Genomic DNA, 19,450 nt, shown 5'->3' with positions numbered 1-19,450 from the left:
CGATGGGCCGTTTATTTTTTCTACCCATATCCTGAGAGCGGTGTTATAATGCCGCGCCCTAGATATGGGGCTTTTTTAACGACCTGATTTCGGGTCTCAGTAGTAGTTGACATTAGCGGAGCACTAAAATGATCCAAGAACAGACTATGCTGAACGTCGCCGACAACTCCGGTGCACGTCGCGTAATGTGTATCAAGGTTCTGGGTGGCTCGCACCGTCGCTACGCAGGCGTAGGCGACATCATCAAGATCACCATCAAAGAAGCAATTCCGCGTGGTAAGGTCAAAAAAGGTGATGTGCTGAAGGCGGTAGTGGTGCGCACCAAGAAGGGTGTTCGTCGCCCGGACGGTTCTGTCATTCGCTTCGATGGTAATGCATGCGTTATTTTAAACAATAACAGCGAGCAACCTATCGGTACGCGTATTTTTGGGCCGGTAACTCGTGAACTTCGTAATGAGAAGTTCATGAAAATTATCTCTCTGGCACCAGAAGTACTCTAAGGAGCGAATCATGGCAGCGAAAATCCGTCGTGATGACGAAGTTATCGTGTTAACCGGTAAAGATAAAGGTAAACGCGGTAAAGTTAAGAATGTCTTGTCTTCCGGCAAGGTCATCGTTGAAGGTATCAACCTGGTTAAGAAACACCAGAAGCCGGTTCCGGCTCTGAACCAACCAGGCGGCATTGTAGAGAAAGAAGCAGCTATTCAGATCTCTAACATTGCACTCTTCAATGCGGCAACCGGCAAGGCTGACCGTGTAGGCTTTAGATTCGAAGACGGCAAAAAAGTCCGTTTCTTCAAGTCTAACAGCGAAACTATCAAGTAATTTGGAGTAGTACGATGGCGAAACTGCATGATTACTACAAAGACGAAGTAGTTAATAAACTCATGACTGAGTTTAACTACAATTCTGTCATGCAAGTCCCTCGGGTCGAGAAGATCACCCTGAACATGGGTGTTGGTGAAGCGATCGCTGACAAGAAACTGCTGGATAACGCAGCAGCTGACCTGACAGCAATCTCCGGTCAAAAACCGTTGATCACCAAAGCACGCAAATCTGTTGCAGGCTTCAAAATCCGTCAGGGCTATCCGATCGGCTGTAAAGTAACTCTGCGTGGCGAACGCATGTGGGAGTTCTTTGAGCGCCTGATCACTATTGCTGTACCGCGTATCCGTGACTTCCGTGGCTTGTCCGCTAAGTCATTCGATGGTCGTGGTAACTACAGCATGGGTGTCCGTGAGCAGATCATCTTCCCAGAAATCGACTACGATAAAGTCGACCGCGTTCGTGGTTTGGATATTACCATTACCACTACTGCGAAATCTGACGAAGAAGGCCGTGCTCTGCTGGCTGCCTTTGACTTCCCGTTCCGCAAGTAAGGTAGGGTTACTGAATGGCTAAGCAATCAATGAAAGCACGCGAAGTAAAACGCGTAGCTTTAGCTGATAAATACTTCGCGAAACGCGCTGAACTGAAAGCGATCATCTCTGATGTGAACGCTTCCGACGAAGATCGTTGGAACGCTGTTCTTAAGCTGCAGTCTCTGCCGCGTGATTCCAGCCCGTCTCGTCAGCGTAACCGCTGCCGTCAAACAGGTCGTCCACATGGTTATGTGGGCAAGTTCGGGTTGAGCCGTATCAAGTTACGTGAAGCCGCAATGCGCGGTGAAGTACCAGGCTTGAAAAAGGCTAGCTGGTAATTGTCACCAATTGAATCACGGGAGTAAAGACAGATGAGCATGCAAGATCCGATCGCGGATATGCTGACCCGTATCCGTAACGGTCAGGCCGCGAACAAAGCTGCGGTCACCATGCCTTCCTCCAAGCTGAAAGTGGCAATTGCCAACGTGCTGAAGGAAGAAGGTTTTATTGAAGATTTTAAAGTTGAAGGCGACACCAAGCCGGAACTGGAACTGACTCTTAAGTATTTCCAGGGTAAAGCTGTTGTAGAAAGCATTCAGCGTGTCAGTCGCCCAGGTCTGCGCATCTACAAACGTAAAGATGAGCTGCCGAAAGTTATGGCGGGTCTGGGTATCGCGGTTGTTTCTACCTCTAAAGGTGTTATGACTGATCGTGCAGCGCGCCAGGCTGGTCTTGGTGGCGAAATTATCTGCTACGTAGCCTAATCGGAGGAAAAAATGTCTCGTGTTGCTAAAGCACCGGTCGTTGTTCCTGCCGGCGTTGATGTAAAAATCAACGGTCAGGTTATTACGATCAAAGGTAAAAACGGCGAGCTGACTCGTACTCTCAACGATGCTGTTGAAGTTAAACATGCAGATAATGCACTGACCTTCGGTCCGCGTGATGGTTACGTAGACGGTTGGGCTCAGGCTGGTACCGCGCGTGCCCTGCTGAACTCAATGGTTATCGGTGTTACCGAAGGCTTCACTAAGAAGCTGCAGCTGGTTGGTGTAGGTTATCGTGCAGCGGTTAAAGGGAACGTAGTAAACCTGTCTTTAGGTTTCTCGCATCCAGTTGACCATCAACTGCCGGCAGGGATTACTGCAGAATGTCCGACTCAAACTGAAATCGTGCTGAAAGGCGCTGATAAGCAGGTAATCGGCCAGGTTGCAGCAGATCTGCGTGCCTACCGTCGTCCTGAGCCTTACAAAGGCAAGGGTGTTCGTTACGCCGACGAAGTCGTGCGTACCAAAGAGGCTAAGAAGAAGTAAGGTAACACTATGGATAAGAAATCTGCTCGTATCCGTCGTGCGACCCGCGCACGCCGCAAGCTCAAAGAGCTGGGCGCAACTCGCCTGGTGGTACATCGTACCCCGCGTCATATTTACGCACAGGTAATTGCACCGAACGGTTCTGAAGTTCTGGTAGCTGCTTCTACTGTAGAAAAAGCTATCGCTGAACAACTGAAGTACACCGGTAACAAAGACGCGGCTGCAGCTGTGGGTAAAGCTGTCGCTGAACGCGCTCTGGAAAAAGGCATCAAAGATGTGTCCTTTGACCGTTCCGGGTTCCAATATCATGGTCGTGTCCAGGCACTGGCAGATGCTGCCCGTGAAGCTGGCCTTCAGTTCTAAGGTAGAGGTGTAAGATGGCTCACATCGAAAAACAAGCTGGCGAACTGCAGGAAAAGCTGATCGCGGTAAACCGCGTATCTAAAACCGTAAAAGGTGGTCGTATTTTCTCCTTCACAGCTCTGACTGTAGTAGGCGATGGTAACGGTCGCGTTGGTTTTGGTTACGGTAAAGCGCGTGAAGTTCCAGCAGCGATCCAGAAAGCGATGGAAAAAGCCCGTCGCAATATGATTAACGTCGCGCTGAACAACGGCACCCTGCAACACCCGGTTAAAGGTGTTCACACGGGGTCTCGTGTATTCATGCAGCCAGCTTCCGAAGGTACCGGTATCATCGCCGGTGGTGCAATGCGCGCCGTTCTGGAAGTTGCTGGGGTTCATAACGTTCTGGCTAAAGCATATGGTTCCACCAACCCGATCAACGTGGTTCGTGCAACTATTGATGGCCTGGAAAATATGAATTCTCCAGAAATGGTCGCTGCCAAGCGTGGTAAATCCGTTGAAGAAATTCTGGGGAAATAAACCATGGCAAAGACTATTAAAATTACTCAAACCCGCAGTGCAATCGGTCGTCTGCCGAAACATAAGGCAACGCTGCTTGGCCTGGGTCTGCGTCGTATTGGTCACACCGTAGAGCGCGAGGATACTCCTGCTGTTCGTGGTATGGTCAACGCGGTTTCCTTCATGGTTAAAGTTGAGGAGTAAGAGATGCGTTTAAATACTCTGTCTCCGGCCGAAGGCTCCAAAAAGGCGGGTAAACGCCTGGGTCGTGGTATCGGTTCTGGCCTCGGTAAAACCGGTGGTCGTGGTCACAAAGGTCAGAAGTCTCGTTCTGGCGGTGGCGTACGTCGCGGTTTCGAGGGCGGCCAGATGCCTCTGTATCGTCGTCTGCCGAAATTCGGCTTCACTTCTCGTAAAGCAGCGATTACAGCCGAAGTTCGTCTGTCTGACCTGGCTAAAGTAGAAGGCGGTGTTGTAGACCTGAACACGCTGAAAGCGGCTAACATTATCGGTATCCAGATCGAGTTCGCGAAAGTGATCCTGGCTGGTGAAGTCACTACTCCGGTAACTGTTCGTGGTCTGCGTGTTACTAAAGGCGCTCGTGCTGCTATCGAAGCTGCTGGCGGTAAAATCGAGGAATAAGTAGCAGATGGCTAAACAACCGGGATTAGATTTTCAAAGTGCCAAAGGTGGCTTAGGCGAGCTGAAACGCAGACTGCTGTTTGTTATCGGTGCGCTTATTGTGTTCCGTATTGGCTCTTTCATTCCGATCCCTGGTATTGATGCCGCTGTCCTTGCCAAACTGCTTGAGCAACAGCGAGGCACCATCATTGAAATGTTTAACATGTTCTCTGGTGGTGCTCTCAGCCGTGCTTCTATCTTTGCCCTGGGTATTATGCCGTACATTTCGGCATCAATTATTATCCAGCTGCTGACGGTGGTTCACCCAACGTTAGCGGAAATCAAGAAAGAAGGGGAGTCTGGTCGTCGTAAGATCAGCCAGTACACCCGCTACGGTACTCTGGTGCTGGCAATATTCCAGTCGATCGGTATTGCTACCGGTCTGCCGAATATGCCTGGTATGCAAGGTCTGGTTATGAACCCAGGCTTTGCATTCTACTTCACCGCTGTTGTTAGTCTGGTCACAGGGACGATGTTCCTGATGTGGTTGGGCGAACAGATTACTGAACGTGGTATCGGTAACGGTATCTCGATCATTATCTTCGCCGGTATTGTCGCGGGACTCCCGCCAGCCATTGCCCATACTATCGAGCAAGCGCGTCAAGGCGACCTGCACTTCCTCGTGTTGCTGTTGGTTGCAGTATTAGTATTTGCAGTGACGTTCTTTGTTGTATTTGTTGAGCGTGGTCAACGCCGCATTGTGGTAAACTACGCGAAACGTCAGCAGGGTCGTCGTGTCTATGCTGCACAGAGCACACATTTACCGCTGAAAGTGAATATGGCGGGGGTAATCCCGGCAATCTTCGCTTCCAGTATTATTCTGTTCCCGGCAACCATCGCGTCATGGTTCGGGGGCGGTACTGGTTGGAACTGGCTGACAACAATTTCGCTGTATTTGCAGCCTGGGCAACCGCTTTATGTGTTACTCTATGCGTCTGCAATCATCTTCTTCTGTTTCTTCTACACGGCGTTGGTCTTCAACCCGCGTGAAACAGCAGATAACCTGAAGAAGTCCGGTGCATTTGTACCAGGGATTCGTCCGGGAGAGCAAACGGCGAAGTATATCGATAAAGTAATGACCCGCCTGACTTTGGTTGGTGCGCTCTACATTACCTTTATCTGCCTGATCCCGGAGTTCATGCGTGATGCAATGAAAGTACCGTTCTACTTCGGTGGGACCTCACTGCTTATCGTTGTTGTCGTGATTATGGACTTTATGGCTCAAGTGCAAACTCTGATGATGTCTAGTCAGTACGAGTCTGCATTGAAGAAGGCGAACCTGAAAGGCTACGGCCGATAATTGGTCGCCCGAGAAGTTACGGAGAGTAAAAATGAAAGTTCGTGCTTCCGTCAAGAAATTATGCCGTAACTGCAAAATCGTTAAGCGTGATGGTGTCATCCGTGTGATTTGCAGTGCCGAGCCGAAGCATAAACAGCGCCAAGGCTGATTTATTCGCATATTTTTCTTGCAAAGTTGGGTTGAGCTGGCTAGATTAGCCAGCCAATCTTTTGTATGTCTGTACGTTTCCATTTGAGTATCCTGAAAACGGGCTTTTCAGCATGGTGCGTACATATTAAATAGTAGGAGTGCATAGTGGCCCGTATAGCAGGCATTAACATTCCTGATCAAAAACATGCTGTGATCGCGTTAACGTCGATCTACGGCATCGGTAAGACCCGTTCTAAAGCCATTCTGGCTTCAGCGGGTATCGCTGAAAATGTTAAGATCAGTGAGCTGTCTGAAGGACAAATCGACACGCTGCGTGACGAAGTTGCCAAATTTGTCGTTGAAGGTGATCTGCGCCGTGAAATCAGCATGAGCATCAAGCGCCTGATGGATCTTGGTTGCTATCGCGGTTTGCGTCATCGTCGTGGTCTGCCAGTGCGCGGTCAGCGTACTAAGACCAACGCACGTACCCGTAAGGGTCCGCGCAAACCGATCAAGAAATAATCGGGGTGATTGAATAATGGCAAAGGCACCAATTCGTGCACGTAAACGTGTAAGAAAACAAGTCTCTGACGGCGTGGCTCATATCCATGCTTCTTTCAACAACACCATCGTGACTATCACTGATCGTCAGGGTAACGCGCTGGGTTGGGCAACAGCCGGTGGTTCCGGTTTCCGTGGTTCTCGCAAATCTACTCCGTTCGCAGCTCAGGTTGCAGCAGAGCGTTGCGCTGACGCCGTAAAAGAATACGGTATCAAGAATCTGGAAGTTATGGTTAAAGGTCCGGGTCCAGGCCGCGAATCTACTATTCGTGCTCTGAACGCCGCTGGTTTCCGCATCACTAATATTACTGATGTGACTCCGATCCCTCATAACGGTTGTCGTCCGCCGAAAAAACGCCGCGTATAACGCTTCGTTTTCCAGGTTTGTTGGAGAAAGAAAATGGCAAGATATTTGGGTCCTAAGCTCAAGCTGAGCCGTCGTGAGGGCACCGACTTATTCCTTAAGTCTGGCGTTCGCGCGATCGATACCAAGTGTAAAATTGAACAAGCTCCTGGCCAGCACGGTGCGCGTAAACCGCGTCTGTCTGACTATGGTGTGCAGTTGCGTGAAAAGCAAAAAGTTCGCCGTATCTACGGTGTGCTGGAGCGTCAGTTCCGTAACTACTACAAAGAAGCAGCACGTCTGAAAGGCAACACCGGTGAAAACCTGTTGGCTCTGCTGGAAGGTCGTCTGGACAACGTTGTATACCGTATGGGCTTCGGCGCCACTCGTGCAGAAGCACGTCAGCTGGTTAGTCATAAAGCGATTATGGTAAACGGTCGTGTTGTTAACATCGCTTCTTATCAGGTTAGTCCGAATGACGTTGTTAGCATTCGTGAGAAAGCGAAGAAGCAGTCTCGCGTGAAAGCCGCTCTGGAGCTGGCTGAGCAGCGTGAAAAGCCAACCTGGCTGGAAGTTGATGCTGGCAAGATGGAAGGTACGTACAAGCGTAAGCCTGAGCGTTCTGATCTGTCTGCGGACATTAACGAACACCTGATCGTCGAGCTTTACTCCAAGTAAAGCTTAGTACCAAAGAGAGGACACAATGCAGGGTTCTGTGACAGAGTTTCTAAAACCGCGCCTGGTAGATATCGAGCAAGTGAGTTCGACGCACGCCAAGGTGACCCTTGAGCCTTTAGAGCGTGGCTTCGGCCATACTCTGGGTAACGCACTGCGCCGTATTCTGCTCTCATCGATGCCGGGTTGCGCGGTGACCGAGGTTGAGATTGATGGTGTACTACATGAGTACAGCACCAAAGAAGGCGTTCAGGAAGATATCCTGGAAATCCTGCTCAACCTGAAAGGGCTGGCGGTGAGAGTTCAGGGTAAAGATGAAGTTATTCTTACCTTGAATAAATCTGGCATTGGCCCTGTGACTGCAGCCGACATTACCCATGATGGGGATGTCGAAATCGTCAAGCCGCAGCACGTGATCTGCCACCTGACCGATGAGAACGCGTCTATTAGCATGCGTATCAAAGTTCAGCGCGGTCGTGGTTATGTGCCGGCTTCTACCCGAATTCATTCGGAAGAAGATGAGCGCCCAATCGGCCGTCTGCTGGTCGACGCATGCTACAGCCCTGTAGAGCGTATTGCCTACAATGTTGAAGCAGCGCGTGTAGAACAGCGTACCGACCTGGACAAGCTGGTCATCGAAATGGAAACCAACGGCACAATCGATCCTGAAGAGGCGATTCGTCGTGCGGCGACCATTCTGGCTGAACAACTGGAAGCTTTCGTTGACTTACGTGATGTACGTCAGCCGGAAGTGAAAGAAGAGAAACCAGAATTCGATCCGATCCTGCTGCGCCCTGTTGACGATCTGGAATTGACTGTCCGCTCTGCTAACTGCCTTAAAGCAGAAGCTATCCACTATATCGGTGATCTGGTACAGCGTACTGAGGTTGAGCTTCTTAAGACGCCTAACCTTGGTAAAAAATCTCTTACTGAGATTAAAGACGTGCTGGCTTCCCGTGGACTGTCTCTGGGCATGCGCCTGGAAAACTGGCCACCGGCAAGCATCGCTGACGAGTAACCGGATCACAGGTTAAGGTTTTACTGAGAAGGATAAGGTCATGCGCCATCGTAAGAGTGGTCGTCAACTGAACCGCAACAGCAGCCATCGCCAGGCTATGTTCCGCAACATGGCAGGTTCACTGGTTCGTCATGAAATCATCAAGACGACCCTGCCTAAAGCGAAAGAGCTGCGTCGCGTAGTTGAGCCGCTGATTACTCTTGCCAAGACTGATAGCGTAGCTAATCGTCGTCTGGCATTCGCCCGCACTCGTGATAACGAGATCGTGGCAAAACTGTTTAACGAGCTGGGCCCGCGTTTTGCGAGCCGCGCCGGTGGTTACACTCGCATTCTGAAGTGTGGCTTCCGTGCAGGCGACAACGCGCCGATGGCTTACATCGAGCTGGTTGATCGCTCTGAGTCGAAAGCAGAAGCTGCTGCAGAGTAATCTGTAGTAACGTAAAGAAACCCGCTCCGGCGGGTTTTTTTATATCCGCAGTACCCCCACTTATCTACAATATCTGTACTCTTTTTGTTCATCCCCTGGAGTCTTCTATGTGGTTACTGGACCAGTGGGCAGAGCGCCATATCACTGATGCACAGAGAAAAGGTGAATTCGAGAATCTTCATGGTACTGGCGAGCGGCTGGTTCTGGATGATGATTCACATGTGCCTGTTGAGCTGCGGGCAGGTTATCGCTTACTGAAAAATGCCGGCTGTCTGCCGCCCGAGCTGGAGCAGCGAAAAGAAGCCATCCAGTTACTGGATCTGCTGAAAGGCCTTAGGCAGGATGATCCTCAGTATCAGGAAGTGAGCCGGCGTTTGTCACTTCTGGAACTGAAGCTGCGGCAGGCTGGCCTAAGCACTGAATTTTTACGCGGTGAGTACGCAGATAAATTGCTGCATAAGATTAACGATAATTAAGGACGTGGGCATGTATCGCATTGGTGAGTTAGCAAAGCTGGCGGAAGTAACCCCTGATACGATCCGCTATTATGAAAAGCAGCAGATGATGGAACATGAGGTGCGCACGGAAGGGGGATTCCGGTTATATACGGAAAAGGATCTTCAGCGGCTTAAGTTCATCCGCTATGCCCGGCAGCTCGGATTTACCCTTGAGTCGATCCGTGAGTTATTGTCGATCCGCATTGATCCCGAACATCATACCTGTCAGGAGTCAAAAGGGATCGTGCAGGACAGACTGAAAGAAGTCGAAGCGCGTATTGCCGAACTGCAAAGTATGCAGCGTTCATTACAGCGTCTGAACGATGCCTGCTGCGGTACTGCGCACAGCAGCGTGTACTGCTCAATCCTTGAAGCCCTGGAGCAGGGTGCCAGTGGAGTGAAGTCGGGCTGTTGATTTATCAGACTGGTGGGACTACACTCCCGCCGTTAAACCACAAACTGGAGCTATTATGAGTCGTTATCAGCATACGAAAGGGCAGATAAAAGACAATGCCATCGAGGCATTATTACATGACCCGCTATTCAGACAGCGTGTTGAAAAGAACAGGAAAGGCAAAGGGAGTTATTTACGCAAAGGGAAACACGGTAATCGGGGTAACTGGGAGGCCAGTGGCAAGAAAGTGAATCACTTTTTTACCACTGGCCTTCTGCTTTCTGTGGTCTGTTAAGAACGACTATTCTGTTCTTTGAGCAGGTCACGGATCTCAGTGAGCAAGACTTCCTCTTTCGTTGGCGCAGGTGCAGCAGCCGGTTCTTCTTTCTTACGATTGAGTTTGTTAATGAGCTTAATTGCCATGAAAATAGCAAATGCCACAATCACAAAGTCGAAAATGTTCTGAATAAACACACCATAATGCATCACAACGGCAGGGATATCTCCCTGCGCATCGCGCAGCGTCACGGCAAACTGTTTAAAGTCAATCCCGCCAATTAGCAAACCCAGCGGCGGCATAATGATATCGGCAACCAGTGACGATACAATTTTACCGAATGCCGCACCGATAATGACACCCACCGCCAAATCGACAACATTCCCGCGCATCGCAAATTCGCGAAACTCTTTAATAATGCTCATTATATTCTCCCTATGCAGCTGACGTTAATAAGTTTAACAAATGTTAAGGCATTTTCCATTTAAGTATTCAGATTAATAGTGCTAATTAAGCCTTGATAACTCAGGGGATTTAAAAGGGTGCGAATAATGCACCCTTCAAAGTTAAAGGAAGAAAGGACTTGGCTGGAATAAGCGTTCGACGTCGGTAATAAACTTTTTATCCGTCAGGAACATAATGACGTGATCGCCTTGTTCGATGCGTAAGTTATCATTGGCAATCATCACATCGTTACCACGCACTACGGCACCAATAATCGTACCCGGCGGCAGCTTGATCTCGTCTATAACCCGACCCACAACGCGCGAAGTACTTTCATCGCCGTGAGCGACGGCTTCAATAGCTTCCGCGACGCCACGACGCAATGAAGAGACACCAACGATATCTGCTTTTCGCACATGGCTGAGGAGAGCGGAGATTGTCGCCTGCTGAGGAGAGATCGCAATATCAATGACGCTACCCTGGACGAGGTCGACATACGCGCGACGTTGAATCAGGACCATTACCTTCTTCGCCCCCATTCGCTTGGCCAACATTGCTGACATAATGTTAGCTTCATCGTCGTTGGTGACGGCAATGAACAGATCGACCTGATCGATATGTTCTTCAGCCAGCAACTCCTGATCCGAGGCGTCGCCAAAGAAGACGATCGTATTCTGCAGTTTTTCAGCCAGTTCGGCAGCGCGCTGTTGATCGCGTTCGATCAATTTCACGCTGTAATCTTTCTCAAGACGACGCGCCAGACCGGCCCCTATGTTACCGCCGCCAACCAGCATGATGCGCTTGTAAGGTTTTTCGAGACGTTGCAACTCGCTCATCACCGCACGAATGTGTTGGGAGGCGGCAATAAAGAAGACTTCGTCACCCGCTTCCACAATGGTGGAGCCCTGCGGGCGAATCGGTCTGTCATGACGGAAAATCGCCGCAACGCGGGTATCGATATGCGGCATATGTTCCCGCATCGTTGAGAGTGCGTTGCCGATCAGTGGGCCACCATAATAGGCTTTTACCACTGCCAGGCTCACTTTACCTTCCGCAAAGTTGACGACCTGTAACGCGCCTGGATACTCGATCAGTCGATAAATACTGTCGATGACGAGCTGCTCGGGCGCGATCAGATGATCGATAGGTACGGCTTCTGAGTGGAACAGTTTGTCCGCATCACGAACATAATCAGGGGAGCGGATACGGGCGATTCGGTTTGGCGTGTTGAACAGCGAATAGGCCACCTGGCAGGCAACCATATTCGTTTCATCGGAGCTGGTCACGGCAACCAGCATATCCGCATCATCCGCACCGGCTTCGCGCAACACGCGTGGGTGTGAACCATGCCCCTGAACGACACGCAGATCGAACTTGTCCTGCAGGCTGCGCAGACGTTCACCGTTGGTATCGACCACAGTGATGTCGTTGTTCTCGCCGACCAGGTTCTCTGCCAGCGTTCCCCCCACTTGTCCTGCGCCCAGAATGATTATTTTCATCAGTCGCGACCCGTTATCCCATCACTTTTTGATTAGCTTAGCGTAAAAGAAGCCGTCACCGTCTTCTGCACCCGGCAGATTTTGTAGACCCGGCGCTTCAGGCGTTCCTGTCTCGCTAAGCGTGGCGTCCGTCGTACGCTGTAAGAAGGCGCGAACCTGCTGGCTGTTCTCTTCCGGCAACACTGAACAAGTGGCATACACCAACGTGCCGCCAGATTTCAAATGCGGCCAGACGGCATCGAGAATTTCAGCCTGTAGCTTTGCCAGTTCTGCAATATCGCGATCGCGGCGTAGCCATTTGATATCTGGATGGCGACGGATAACCCCGGTTGCGGAACAGGGTGCATCTAACAGTATGCGATCAAACTGCTGTTCACCACACCACTGAGCAGGATAACGCCCATCACCCTGTTTGACCGTTGCTTTCATCCCGAGACGTTTCAGGTTGTCATAAACGCGGGAGAGTCGTTGTTCATCCACATCGACTGCCAGCACGTCTGCTTCGGGGGCGGCTTCGAGGATATGGGTAGTTTTACCGCCTGGCGCTGCACACAGATCTAAAATGTGCTCGCCGTTTTGCGGCGCAAGGAAGGCGACGCACCCCTGAGCGGAGGCATCCTGAACGGTGACCCATCCTTCATCGAATCCCGGTAGCGCATGAACCGGTGCCGGCGTTTCCAGGCGTACGGCATCGGGATAGTCAGGATGGGGGAAACCTTTCATCCCGGCGTCTTCGAGCAGTGCCAGCCAGCTGTCGCGCGAATGGTGTATGCGATTCACGCGTAACCACATCGGCGGCCGTTGATTATTGGCATCGACAATGGCTTCCCATTGAGTGGGATACGCTTTTTGCAGGCGTTTCAGCATCCAGGAAGGATGCTGAAAACGCGCCTCGCTGTTGGCGAATTCTGCCAGCAGTTCTTCTTGTTGACGCTGAAACTGGCGCAGGACACCGTTTATCAGCCCTTTAAGCTGCGGGCGCTTTATCGCAACTGCACCTTCGACCGTCTCCGCCAGCGCAGCATGGGGAGGAATACGGGTATGCAGTAATTGATAGAATCCCACCATAATCAGGTAGTGCACGGTACGCTGTTTTCCCGTCATCGGACGGGACATCAGTTTGTTGATCAACCAGTCGAGTTGCGACAACGTACGCAGAACCCCAAAACAGAGTTCTTGTAATAGTGCTTTGTCTTTATTGGAGACTTTTTGTTGTAGCGGCGGCAGGACATTGCTCAGTGAATGCCCTTGCTCGACGACCTGTTCAACGGCCTGCGCCGCCATACTGCGTAAGTTAAGTTTCTTATTCATAACCGCAAAAATAAAAAGGCCCGGCAACACCGGGCGTAATCAGAAGTGACCGTCAGGCCAGACGGTTGCCAGGAATGAACCATTCCCGACGTGAATTTAGCAGATCCTGGGCGCTCATCGCTTTTTTCCCGGCGGGTTGTAATGAGAGCAAGTTCAGGATCCCGTTGCCAGTCGCGACCTGAATGCCTTGTTTTGTGGCTTCAAGGATGGTACCGGGCTCTGCCTTCGTCGGCGAGTCTATCACGGATGCCTGCCAGACTTTTACCGGCTGGCCATCAATTTCCAGCCAGCTCATTGGCCAGGGATTGAATGCGCGGATGCAGCGTTCCAGTTGTGCCGCAGAAAGTGACCAGTCGATGCGCGCTTCTTCTTTACTGAGCTTCTCAGCATGGGTAACCTGCGCTTCGTCCTGTACTTCCGGATTTGCACGACCTTCCGCTAGCTGCTTCAGCGTTTCAATCAGACCCTGTGGGCCCAGATCCGCCAGCTTGTCGTACAGCGTGCCGCTGGTGTCCTGCGCGGTGATGGGGCAGGCGAGTTTGTAGAGCATATCGCCTGTATCCAGACCGACGTCCATCTGCATAATGGTAACCCCCGTTTCAGCATCGCCCGCCCAGAGCGAACGTTGAATGGGGGCCGCGCCACGCCAGCGCGGCAGCAGGGAACCATGCACGTTAATGCAGCCGAGTCGCGGCATCTCCAGCACGGCTTTCGGTAGAATCAGGCCATACGCTACGACGACCATCACGTCTGCGTTCAGGTCAGAAACCAGATGCTGGTTTTCCTGTGGGCGCAAGGAGACAGGTTGGAAAACCGGAATGCCTTTTTCTTCCGCCAGGACTTTCACCGGGCTCGGCATCAGTTTTTTACCCCGCCCCGCCGGACGGTCCGGTTGGGTAAACACGCCGACGACGTGATGTCCAGAAGACAACAGCGCGTCAAGATGACGCGCTGCAAAGTCAGGTGTACCCGCGAAAATAATACGTAGTGAGTCTGACACGTTGATTCTTGTCCTTAAGCTCGTGCGTTCAGGCGGTCGAGTTTCTCAACTTTCTGACGAATACGTTGCTGTTTCAGCGGCGACAAATAATCGATAAACAGTTTACCGACCAGGTGATCCATTTCGTGCTGAATACAGATAGCCAGCAGGCCGTCGGCTTCCAGCTCAAACGGTTTACCCTCGCGATCGAGTGCGCGAACTTTCACTTTCTCGGCACGTGGCACTAAAGCACGTTGTTCCGGAATAGACAGGCAACCTTCTTCAATACCGGTTTCGCCTTCTTTTTCCAGCAGTTCCGGGTTAATTAGCACCAGGCGTTCGTCGCGGTTTTCTGACACGTCAATGACGATAATTCGCTGATGAATATCAACCTGCGTTGCCGCGAGGCCAATACCTTCTTCTGCGTACATCGTCTCGAACATATCATCGACGATACGCTGAATTTCTGCATTCACTTCTTCTACCGGTTTTGCGACTTTGCGAAGACGCTCGTCCGGAATATGTAACACTTGCAAAACTGACATAGTTATCCAGAGTTGTGTTCAGGAGTTGGAAAGATTATTACCTCTATTCTAGACAAATCCCCCTCTGATTGACAGCATCAGTGACCAATCGCAAAGATTGCTAAGACTGCTTGTGGCAGGGGGATAAGGATGACCCGTACCGAAATTTGGCTACGTTTAATGGGCGTGAACGAGTTGTTCGGCGATGAGATGGTGCGCGTCGCTCACGGGCTGATAGCACAACCGCATATTGATACCGCTGTCCTGCGGCGTATGGGCTTTTCTCCCTCCCAGGCCACTCGCTTTATTACCTTTTCGCAAAACGAACTGGAAAAGACCTTTCGCTGGCTTGAGCCACCGCATCACCACTTATTACTGGCAGACAGTGAAGATTATCCCGCTCAGCTTCGTGCCATTGAAGATTACCCCGGCGCGCTTTTGGTCTCCGGCTCCTCGCAATGCCTCCATGATTTTCAACTCGCCGTGGTGGGAAGCCGAACCCCGTCCTGGTATGGCGAACGGTGGGGACGGTTGTTCTGTGAGAAGCTTGCGGGCTGGGAAATCACCATTACCAGCGGTTTGGCACGTGGTATTGATGGCATCGCCCATCGGGCAGCGATCCAGTCGAAGGGGAAAAGCATTGCCGTATTAGGAAATGGTCTGCAGTCCATCTATCCCCGCCGGCATGCCGGGATGGCAGAGGCTTTACTGGAAACGGGAGGTGCGCTGGTGTCCGAATTTCCGCTACTGATGCCTCCTTTACCGCGTAATTTTCCCCGCCGAAACCGTATTATCAGCGGTCTGAGTAAAGGCGTTCTGGTGGTTGAAGCGGCCTTACGCAGCGGCTCGTTGGTTACTGCACGCTGTGCGCTGGAACAAGGGAGAGAGGTGTTCGCCGTACCCGGGCCTCTCGGCAGTCCCGGAAGTGAAGGGCCGCACTGGCTGGTACAGCAGGGAGCCACACTTGTGACGGCTCCAGAGGAAATCATGGAAAATTTGCAGTATGGCTTGCATTGGCTGCCAGATGAGCCTGAAAAATCACTTTATTCATCAGATCAGGAAGACGCAGCATTGCCATTTCCCGAGCTCCTGGCTAACGTAGGAGATGAGGTAACACCTGTTGACGTCGTCGCTGAACGTGCCGGCCAACCTGTGCCAGAAGTAGTGGCTCAGCTACTCGAACTGGAGTTAGCAGGATGGATCGCAGCTGTACCCGGCGGCTATGTCCGATTGAGGAGGGCATGCCATGTTCGACGTACTAATGTATTTGTTTGAGACATATATCCACAATGAAGCTGAATTACGTGTGGATCAGGACAAACTTGAACGGGATCTTACCGACGCTGGTTTTGATCGTGAAGACATCTACAATGCGCTCCTGTGGCTGGAAAAGCTTGCTGATTATCAGGAAGGACTTGCCGAACCGATGCAGCTTGCCTCCGATCCTCTCTCTGTGCGTATTTATACCCCAGAAGAGTGTGACCGACTGGATGCCAGTTGCCGGGGATTCCTGTTATTCCTTGAACAGATCCAGGTGCTAAACCTCGAAACGCGAGAAATGGTGATTGAACGTGTGCTCGCGCTGGATACTGCAGAATTCGACCTGGAAGACCTGAAGTGGGTCATCCTGATGGTTTTGTTCAACATTCCGGGTTGTGAAAATGCATATCAGCAAATGGAAGAATTACTCTTTGAAGTGAATGAAGGTATGCTGCATTAATCAACCTTAATTCAGCATGAGTTGTTATGGCTAAATCAGCACTGTTTTCGGTGCGTAAGAATGAGCCCTGCCCACAGTGCGGGGCTGAACTGGTGATTCGCTCCGGGAAACATGGTCCGTTTCTTGGCTGCTCGCACTATCCGGAATGTGACTACATCCGTCCGTTGAAATCCTCAGCGGACGGACATATCGTCAAAGTTCTGGAGGGAAAGCATTGTCCTGTCTGCGGTGGTGAACTGGTGTTGCGCCAGGGGCGTTTTGGCATGTTTATCGGCTGCAGCAACTATCCTGAATGTGAGCATACCGAGCTCATTGATAAGCCCGATGAAACCGCAATTACCTGCCCACAATGCCAGACGGGCCATCTGGTCCAGCGGCGTTCCCGTTATGGCAAGACCTTCCACTCCTGCGATCGCTATCCGGAGTGCCAGTTTGTCATTAACTTCAAGCCGCTAGCCGGAGAGTGCCCAGAGTGCCATTATCCGCTACTCATCGAAAAGAAAACCGCGCAGGGTGTGAAGCACTTTTGCGCCAGTAAACAATGTGGAAAGCCGGTTTCGGCGGAACAAACAAGTGAAGAATAACCTGCTAACAGACCCTGTCGCAGACGCGATAGAGGTACTGAATAAAGAAAATGTCATCGCCTATCCAACAGAAGCCGTCTTTGGCATCGGGTGCGATCCCGATAGCGAAGTGGCCGTTAATCGCCTGTTGGCCTTAAAACAGCGTCCGGTCGATAAAGGGTTAATTTTGATCGCCGCCAGTTTTGAGCAGCTCAAACCGTATGTTGATGACAGTATGCTGACCAATGCCCAGCGTGATGCCGTGTTTGCGCGTTGGCCAGGTCCGGTGACTTTTGTTTTCCCCGCGCTGCCGACAACGCCTCGCTGGTTAACGGGACGCTTTGATTCACTGGCCGTGCGCGTGACGAATCATCCGCTGGTGGTCGCCTTGTGCCAGGCTTATGGCAAACCGTTGGTTTCAACCAGCGCCAACCTGAGTGGATTACCCCCTTGTCGTACGGTAGAGGAGGTCCACGCTCAGTTTGGTACCGACTTCCCGGTGGTGCCAGGAGAAACCGGCGGCCGCTTGAATCCTTCGGAAATTCGTGATGCCCTGACGGGCGAGCTGTTTCGACAGGGGTAAGATGATGGAAACCTATGCTGTTTTTGGTAATCCAATCGCGCACAGCAAATCGCCGTTTATTCATCAGCAATTTGCGCAGCAGCTGCATATTGCGCATCCGTATGGCCGTGTGCTGGCGCCTGTAAATGATTTTATTAATACCCTAAACGCGTTCTTTGCCGATGGCGGTAAAGGGGTGAACGTAACGGTGCCGTTTAAAGAAGAGGCGTTTGCCCGCGCCGATGAACTCACGGAGCGTGCTGCGCTGGCTGGTGCGGTGAATACTATCAAGCGGCTCGAAGATGGTCGTTTGCTTGGCGATAATACGGACGGCATCGGTCTGTTAAGCGATCTCGAACGCCTGTCATTTATCCAGCCGGGGCAGCGTATCCTGCTGATTGGTGCGGGTGGGGCTTCGCGTGGCGTACTGTTACCGCTGCTTTCTATGGATTGCGGGGTGACTATCGTCAACCGGACTGCATCCCGAGCGGAAGAACTGGCGCAAGTTTTTGCGCATACGGGCAGCGTGCAGGCGTTGGATCTTAATGAGCTGGAAGGGCATGAATTTGATCTGATCATCAATGCCACCTCCAGCGGTATCAGCGGTGAGATCCCGGCGATCCCGGCATCGCTTATTCGTCCGTCTGTATGTTGTTACGACATGTTCTATCAAAAGGGCAATACGCCGTTTCTCTCCTGGTGTGAACGCCAGGGGGCGAAACGTTATGCCGATGGTCTGGGGATGTTGGTGGGGCAAGCGGCCCATGCAGTTCTGCTCTGGCACGGCGTGTTGCCGGAAATTGAACCGGTGATTGCACGGCTCAAACAGGCGTTGTCCGCATGAACCAGGCTATCCAGTTCCCTGACCGGGAAGAGTGGAACATGCAGAAAGAAGCGGTCTGCTTTCCCGTGCTGGTTAATGGTATGCAGTTAATGTGCGCAATTAAGGGAGAAACGCTGGCGAATCGCTTTGGTGGTGAGACGGCGGAACAATGGCTGATCCGCTTTTGCGAACATCGCTGGGATCTGGAAGAAGAAGCAGAAGCGCTGATCCAGTCCCAGCAAGAAGACGATCACGGTTGGGTCTGGTTATCCTGAGCGAGATATTCGTCTTTCCATTTCACATAGTTTTTGGCGGAGTATTGCAGCCCCACTTTTTCCTCCTCGGTTAGCGGCCGGATCTGTTTGACCGGACTCCCCAAATAGAGATAGCCGCTCTCCAGACGCTTGTTTTGTGGCACCAGGCTTCCCGCCCCGATCATGACGTCATCTTCTATCACCGCACCATCCAGCAGAATTGATCCCATACCGACCAGGACTCGGTTGCCGATGATGCAGCCATGCAGCATCACTTTATGCCCGACCGTCACATCTTCCCCCACAATGAGCGGATTGCCCTCAGGGTTAGAGGCGGATTTGTGCGTGACGTGCAGTACGCTACCATCCTGAATATTCGTACGCGCACCGATCGCAACGTAATTTACATCGCCACGGATCGCGACAAGCGGCCAGATCCCTACATCGTCCGCCAGGCGAACGTCGCCAATGATCACGCTGCTGCTGTCGAGCATCACACGTTGGCCTGTCTGTGGAAAAAGATCCTTATAAGGACGTAATACGTCAGACATGTTTACCTCAAGGAAAGAGAACAGTAATGATGACTTTGGTTGCATTTCCGGCCTTGCGCAAGTGCTTTAGCTATCAAAAATCCGCCACATTGCGCATGAATGGAGCGAAAGGGATGAAAAAGCAGCAAACGAAAAAAAAGATCGAAAAAAGGCTTGTGCAAAAAAATGGGATCCCTATAATGCGCCTCCGTTGAGACGACAAAGTGAAACACTTCACAAGATGGTCGTCACAACGAAGAGAAAAATCCTGAAAATCAGGGTTGACTCTGAAAGAGGAAAGCGTAACATACGCCACCTCGCGACAGAACGCTAAAGCGCGTCGCAACTGCTCTTTAACAATTTATCAGACAATCTGTGTGGGCACTCAAAGTGACATGGATTCTTAAT

General features: G+C 51.4%; 33 protein-coding genes. 27 read left to right on the top strand and 6 right to left on the bottom strand.

Features of this window, described 5'->3' with window-relative positions; translation table 11 throughout:
• Positions 1–128: 128 nt before the first annotated feature.
• The 20 genes from rplN to arfA all read left to right on the top strand — a co-directional run bounded on the left by rplN (position 129) and on the right by arfA (position 9,851).
• Positions 129–500 (top strand): 50S ribosomal protein L14, encoded by a 372-nt coding sequence (gene rplN / locus OGY35_RS06745; RefSeq protein ID WP_000613954.1) that lies wholly within the window; start codon positions 129–131, stop codon positions 498–500.
• A 10-nt stretch (positions 501–510) separates the two neighbouring features.
• A complete protein-coding gene (gene rplX, locus OGY35_RS06740) occupies positions 511–825 on the top strand; it encodes a 50S ribosomal protein L24 (protein WP_035894981.1) in 315 nt (104 codons plus the stop codon).
• A 14-nt stretch (positions 826–839) separates the two neighbouring features.
• Complete coding sequence (rplE, locus tag OGY35_RS06735) at positions 840–1,379, top strand: 50S ribosomal protein L5 (protein WP_001096206.1); 540 nt, start codon at positions 840–842, stop codon at positions 1,377–1,379.
• 14 nt (positions 1,380–1,393) lie between these two features.
• Positions 1,394–1,699, top strand: coding sequence for a 30S ribosomal protein S14 (gene rpsN, locus OGY35_RS06730; protein WP_001118929.1), 306 nt, complete (start codon positions 1,394–1,396; stop codon positions 1,697–1,699).
• Between the two features lie 33 nt (positions 1,700–1,732).
• Positions 1,733–2,125 (top strand): 30S ribosomal protein S8, encoded by a 393-nt coding sequence (rpsH, locus tag OGY35_RS06725; protein WP_000062611.1) that lies wholly within the window; start codon positions 1,733–1,735, stop codon positions 2,123–2,125.
• Between the two features lie 12 nt (positions 2,126–2,137).
• Positions 2,138–2,671: a 50S ribosomal protein L6 gene (rplF, locus tag OGY35_RS06720; protein WP_012135817.1), complete on the top strand. Its 534-nt coding sequence runs from the start codon at positions 2,138–2,140 to the stop codon at positions 2,669–2,671.
• A 9-nt stretch (positions 2,672–2,680) separates the two neighbouring features.
• A complete protein-coding gene (gene rplR / locus OGY35_RS06715) occupies positions 2,681–3,034 on the top strand; it encodes a 50S ribosomal protein L18 (RefSeq protein WP_000358956.1) in 354 nt (117 codons plus the stop codon).
• A gap of 14 nt (positions 3,035–3,048) precedes the next feature.
• Positions 3,049–3,552, top strand: a complete 504-nt coding sequence (rpsE, locus tag OGY35_RS06710; RefSeq protein WP_000940121.1) for a 30S ribosomal protein S5 — start codon at positions 3,049–3,051, stop codon at positions 3,550–3,552.
• Positions 3,553–3,555: 3 nt separating this feature from the next.
• Complete coding sequence (gene rpmD, locus OGY35_RS06705) at positions 3,556–3,735, top strand: 50S ribosomal protein L30 (protein WP_001140434.1); 180 nt, start codon at positions 3,556–3,558, stop codon at positions 3,733–3,735.
• A gap of 3 nt (positions 3,736–3,738) precedes the next feature.
• Positions 3,739–4,173, top strand: a complete 435-nt coding sequence (gene rplO / locus OGY35_RS06700; protein ID WP_001238917.1) for a 50S ribosomal protein L15 — start codon at positions 3,739–3,741, stop codon at positions 4,171–4,173.
• Between the two features lie 7 nt (positions 4,174–4,180).
• Positions 4,181–5,512 carry a preprotein translocase subunit SecY gene (gene secY, locus OGY35_RS06695; RefSeq protein ID WP_001118864.1) on the top strand — a complete coding sequence of 444 codons (1,332 nt, stop codon included), beginning with the start codon at positions 4,181–4,183 and terminating at the stop codon, positions 5,510–5,512.
• A 31-nt stretch (positions 5,513–5,543) separates the two neighbouring features.
• On the top strand, positions 5,544–5,660 hold the full coding sequence (gene rpmJ, locus OGY35_RS06690) for a 50S ribosomal protein L36 (RefSeq protein WP_000868187.1): 117 nt from the start codon (positions 5,544–5,546) through the stop codon (positions 5,658–5,660).
• Between the two features lie 146 nt (positions 5,661–5,806).
• A complete protein-coding gene (gene rpsM / locus OGY35_RS06685; protein WP_046490351.1) occupies positions 5,807–6,163 on the top strand; it encodes a 30S ribosomal protein S13 in 357 nt (118 codons plus the stop codon).
• Positions 6,164–6,179: 16 nt separating this feature from the next.
• Positions 6,180–6,569, top strand: coding sequence for a 30S ribosomal protein S11 (gene rpsK / locus OGY35_RS06680; RefSeq protein WP_001029684.1), 390 nt, complete (start codon positions 6,180–6,182; stop codon positions 6,567–6,569).
• Positions 6,570–6,602: 33 nt separating this feature from the next.
• A complete protein-coding gene (gene rpsD, locus OGY35_RS06675; protein WP_000135226.1) occupies positions 6,603–7,223 on the top strand; it encodes a 30S ribosomal protein S4 in 621 nt (206 codons plus the stop codon).
• Positions 7,224–7,248: 25 nt separating this feature from the next.
• Positions 7,249–8,238, top strand: coding sequence for a DNA-directed RNA polymerase subunit alpha (locus OGY35_RS06670; protein WP_001162094.1), 990 nt, complete (start codon positions 7,249–7,251; stop codon positions 8,236–8,238).
• A 40-nt stretch (positions 8,239–8,278) separates the two neighbouring features.
• Positions 8,279–8,665 (top strand): 50S ribosomal protein L17, encoded by a 387-nt coding sequence (gene rplQ / locus OGY35_RS06665; protein WP_001216372.1) that lies wholly within the window; start codon positions 8,279–8,281, stop codon positions 8,663–8,665.
• Positions 8,666–8,772: 107 nt separating this feature from the next.
• Complete coding sequence (locus tag OGY35_RS06660) at positions 8,773–9,141, top strand: DnaJ family domain-containing protein (protein ID WP_152400212.1); 369 nt, start codon at positions 8,773–8,775, stop codon at positions 9,139–9,141.
• A gap of 10 nt (positions 9,142–9,151) precedes the next feature.
• Entirely contained in the window at positions 9,152–9,577 is a 426-nt protein-coding gene (gene zntR / locus OGY35_RS06655) for a Zn(2+)-responsive transcriptional regulator (RefSeq protein WP_152400210.1), read from the top strand.
• 55 nt (positions 9,578–9,632) lie between these two features.
• Entirely contained in the window at positions 9,633–9,851 is a 219-nt protein-coding gene (arfA, locus tag OGY35_RS06650) for an alternative ribosome-rescue factor ArfA (protein WP_152400208.1), read from the top strand.
• On the opposite strand, the gene mscL is transcribed toward arfA, so the two are convergent.
• The 5 genes from mscL to def all read right to left on the bottom strand — a co-directional run bounded on the left by mscL (position 9,848) and on the right by def (position 14,611).
• A complete protein-coding gene (gene mscL, locus OGY35_RS06645) occupies positions 9,848–10,258 on the bottom strand; it encodes a large-conductance mechanosensitive channel protein MscL (protein ID WP_152400205.1) in 411 nt (136 codons plus the stop codon). The two genes, arfA and mscL, sit on opposite strands and share 4 nt — an antisense overlap.
• Positions 10,259–10,399: 141 nt before the next feature.
• The gene (gene trkA, locus OGY35_RS06640; protein ID WP_012908437.1) at positions 10,400–11,776 is read right to left on the bottom strand and encodes a Trk system potassium transporter TrkA; all 1,377 of its coding nucleotides are present in this window, start codon (positions 11,774–11,776) and stop codon (positions 10,400–10,402) included.
• A gap of 21 nt (positions 11,777–11,797) precedes the next feature.
• Complete coding sequence (rsmB, locus tag OGY35_RS06635) at positions 11,798–13,087, bottom strand: 16S rRNA (cytosine(967)-C(5))-methyltransferase RsmB (protein ID WP_286631777.1); 1,290 nt, start codon at positions 13,085–13,087, stop codon at positions 11,798–11,800.
• 52 nt (positions 13,088–13,139) lie between these two features.
• Positions 13,140–14,087 (bottom strand): methionyl-tRNA formyltransferase, encoded by a 948-nt coding sequence (gene fmt / locus OGY35_RS06630; protein ID WP_152400201.1) that lies wholly within the window; start codon positions 14,085–14,087, stop codon positions 13,140–13,142.
• Between the two features lie 14 nt (positions 14,088–14,101).
• Positions 14,102–14,611 (bottom strand): peptide deformylase, encoded by a 510-nt coding sequence (def, locus tag OGY35_RS06625; RefSeq protein WP_042326273.1) that lies wholly within the window; start codon positions 14,609–14,611, stop codon positions 14,102–14,104.
• 129 nt (positions 14,612–14,740) lie between these two features.
• Here def and dprA point away from each other — a divergent pair, with 129 nt between their 5' ends.
• From dprA to OGY35_RS06595, 6 genes are read left to right on the top strand one after another with little or no spacing between them, the layout of a single operon-like run.
• Positions 14,741–15,865 carry a DNA-protecting protein DprA gene (gene dprA / locus OGY35_RS06620; RefSeq protein ID WP_286631775.1) on the top strand — a complete coding sequence of 375 codons (1,125 nt, stop codon included), beginning with the start codon at positions 14,741–14,743 and terminating at the stop codon, positions 15,863–15,865.
• Positions 15,837–16,310: a DUF494 family protein Smg gene (gene smg / locus OGY35_RS06615; RefSeq protein ID WP_012908442.1), complete on the top strand. Its 474-nt coding sequence runs from the start codon at positions 15,837–15,839 to the stop codon at positions 16,308–16,310. Before dprA ends, smg begins: the two co-directional genes overlap by 29 nt.
• A 26-nt stretch (positions 16,311–16,336) precedes the next feature.
• Positions 16,337–16,894, top strand: a complete 558-nt coding sequence (locus tag OGY35_RS06610; RefSeq protein WP_152400197.1) for a DNA topoisomerase family protein — start codon at positions 16,337–16,339, stop codon at positions 16,892–16,894.
• Positions 16,884–17,456, top strand: coding sequence for an L-threonylcarbamoyladenylate synthase type 1 TsaC (gene tsaC, locus OGY35_RS06605; RefSeq protein ID WP_286631774.1), 573 nt, complete (start codon positions 16,884–16,886; stop codon positions 17,454–17,456). Before OGY35_RS06610 ends, tsaC begins: the two co-directional genes overlap by 11 nt.
• Before the next feature lie 4 nt (positions 17,457–17,460).
• Positions 17,461–18,279 (top strand): shikimate dehydrogenase, encoded by an 819-nt coding sequence (aroE, locus tag OGY35_RS06600; protein WP_286631781.1) that lies wholly within the window; start codon positions 17,461–17,463, stop codon positions 18,277–18,279.
• Positions 18,276–18,533, top strand: a complete 258-nt coding sequence (locus OGY35_RS06595) for a DUF1488 family protein (protein ID WP_178824671.1) — start codon at positions 18,276–18,278, stop codon at positions 18,531–18,533. Before aroE ends, OGY35_RS06595 begins: the two co-directional genes overlap by 4 nt.
• On the opposite strand, the gene OGY35_RS06590 is transcribed toward OGY35_RS06595, so the two are convergent.
• The gene (locus OGY35_RS06590; RefSeq protein WP_286631773.1) at positions 18,509–19,063 is read right to left on the bottom strand and encodes a gamma carbonic anhydrase family protein; all 555 of its coding nucleotides are present in this window, start codon (positions 19,061–19,063) and stop codon (positions 18,509–18,511) included. The genes OGY35_RS06595 and OGY35_RS06590 overlap by 25 nt on opposite strands.
• 26 nt (positions 19,064–19,089) lie before the next feature.
• Here OGY35_RS06590 and OGY35_RS06585 point away from each other — a divergent pair, with 26 nt between their 5' ends.
• Positions 19,090–19,257, top strand: coding sequence for a hypothetical protein (locus OGY35_RS06585; RefSeq protein ID WP_178824669.1), 168 nt, complete (start codon positions 19,090–19,092; stop codon positions 19,255–19,257).
• Positions 19,258–19,450 lie beyond the last annotated feature (193 nt).

Origin of the sequence: Citrobacter sp. Ct235 (assembly GCF_030332305.1) — a bacterium.
Lineage (GTDB): Bacteria > Pseudomonadota > Gammaproteobacteria > Enterobacterales > Enterobacteriaceae > Citrobacter_A > Citrobacter_A telavivensis.
The sequence above is the reverse complement of the archived record's forward strand: the minus strand, read 5'-3'. Positions and strand labels throughout refer to the sequence as shown.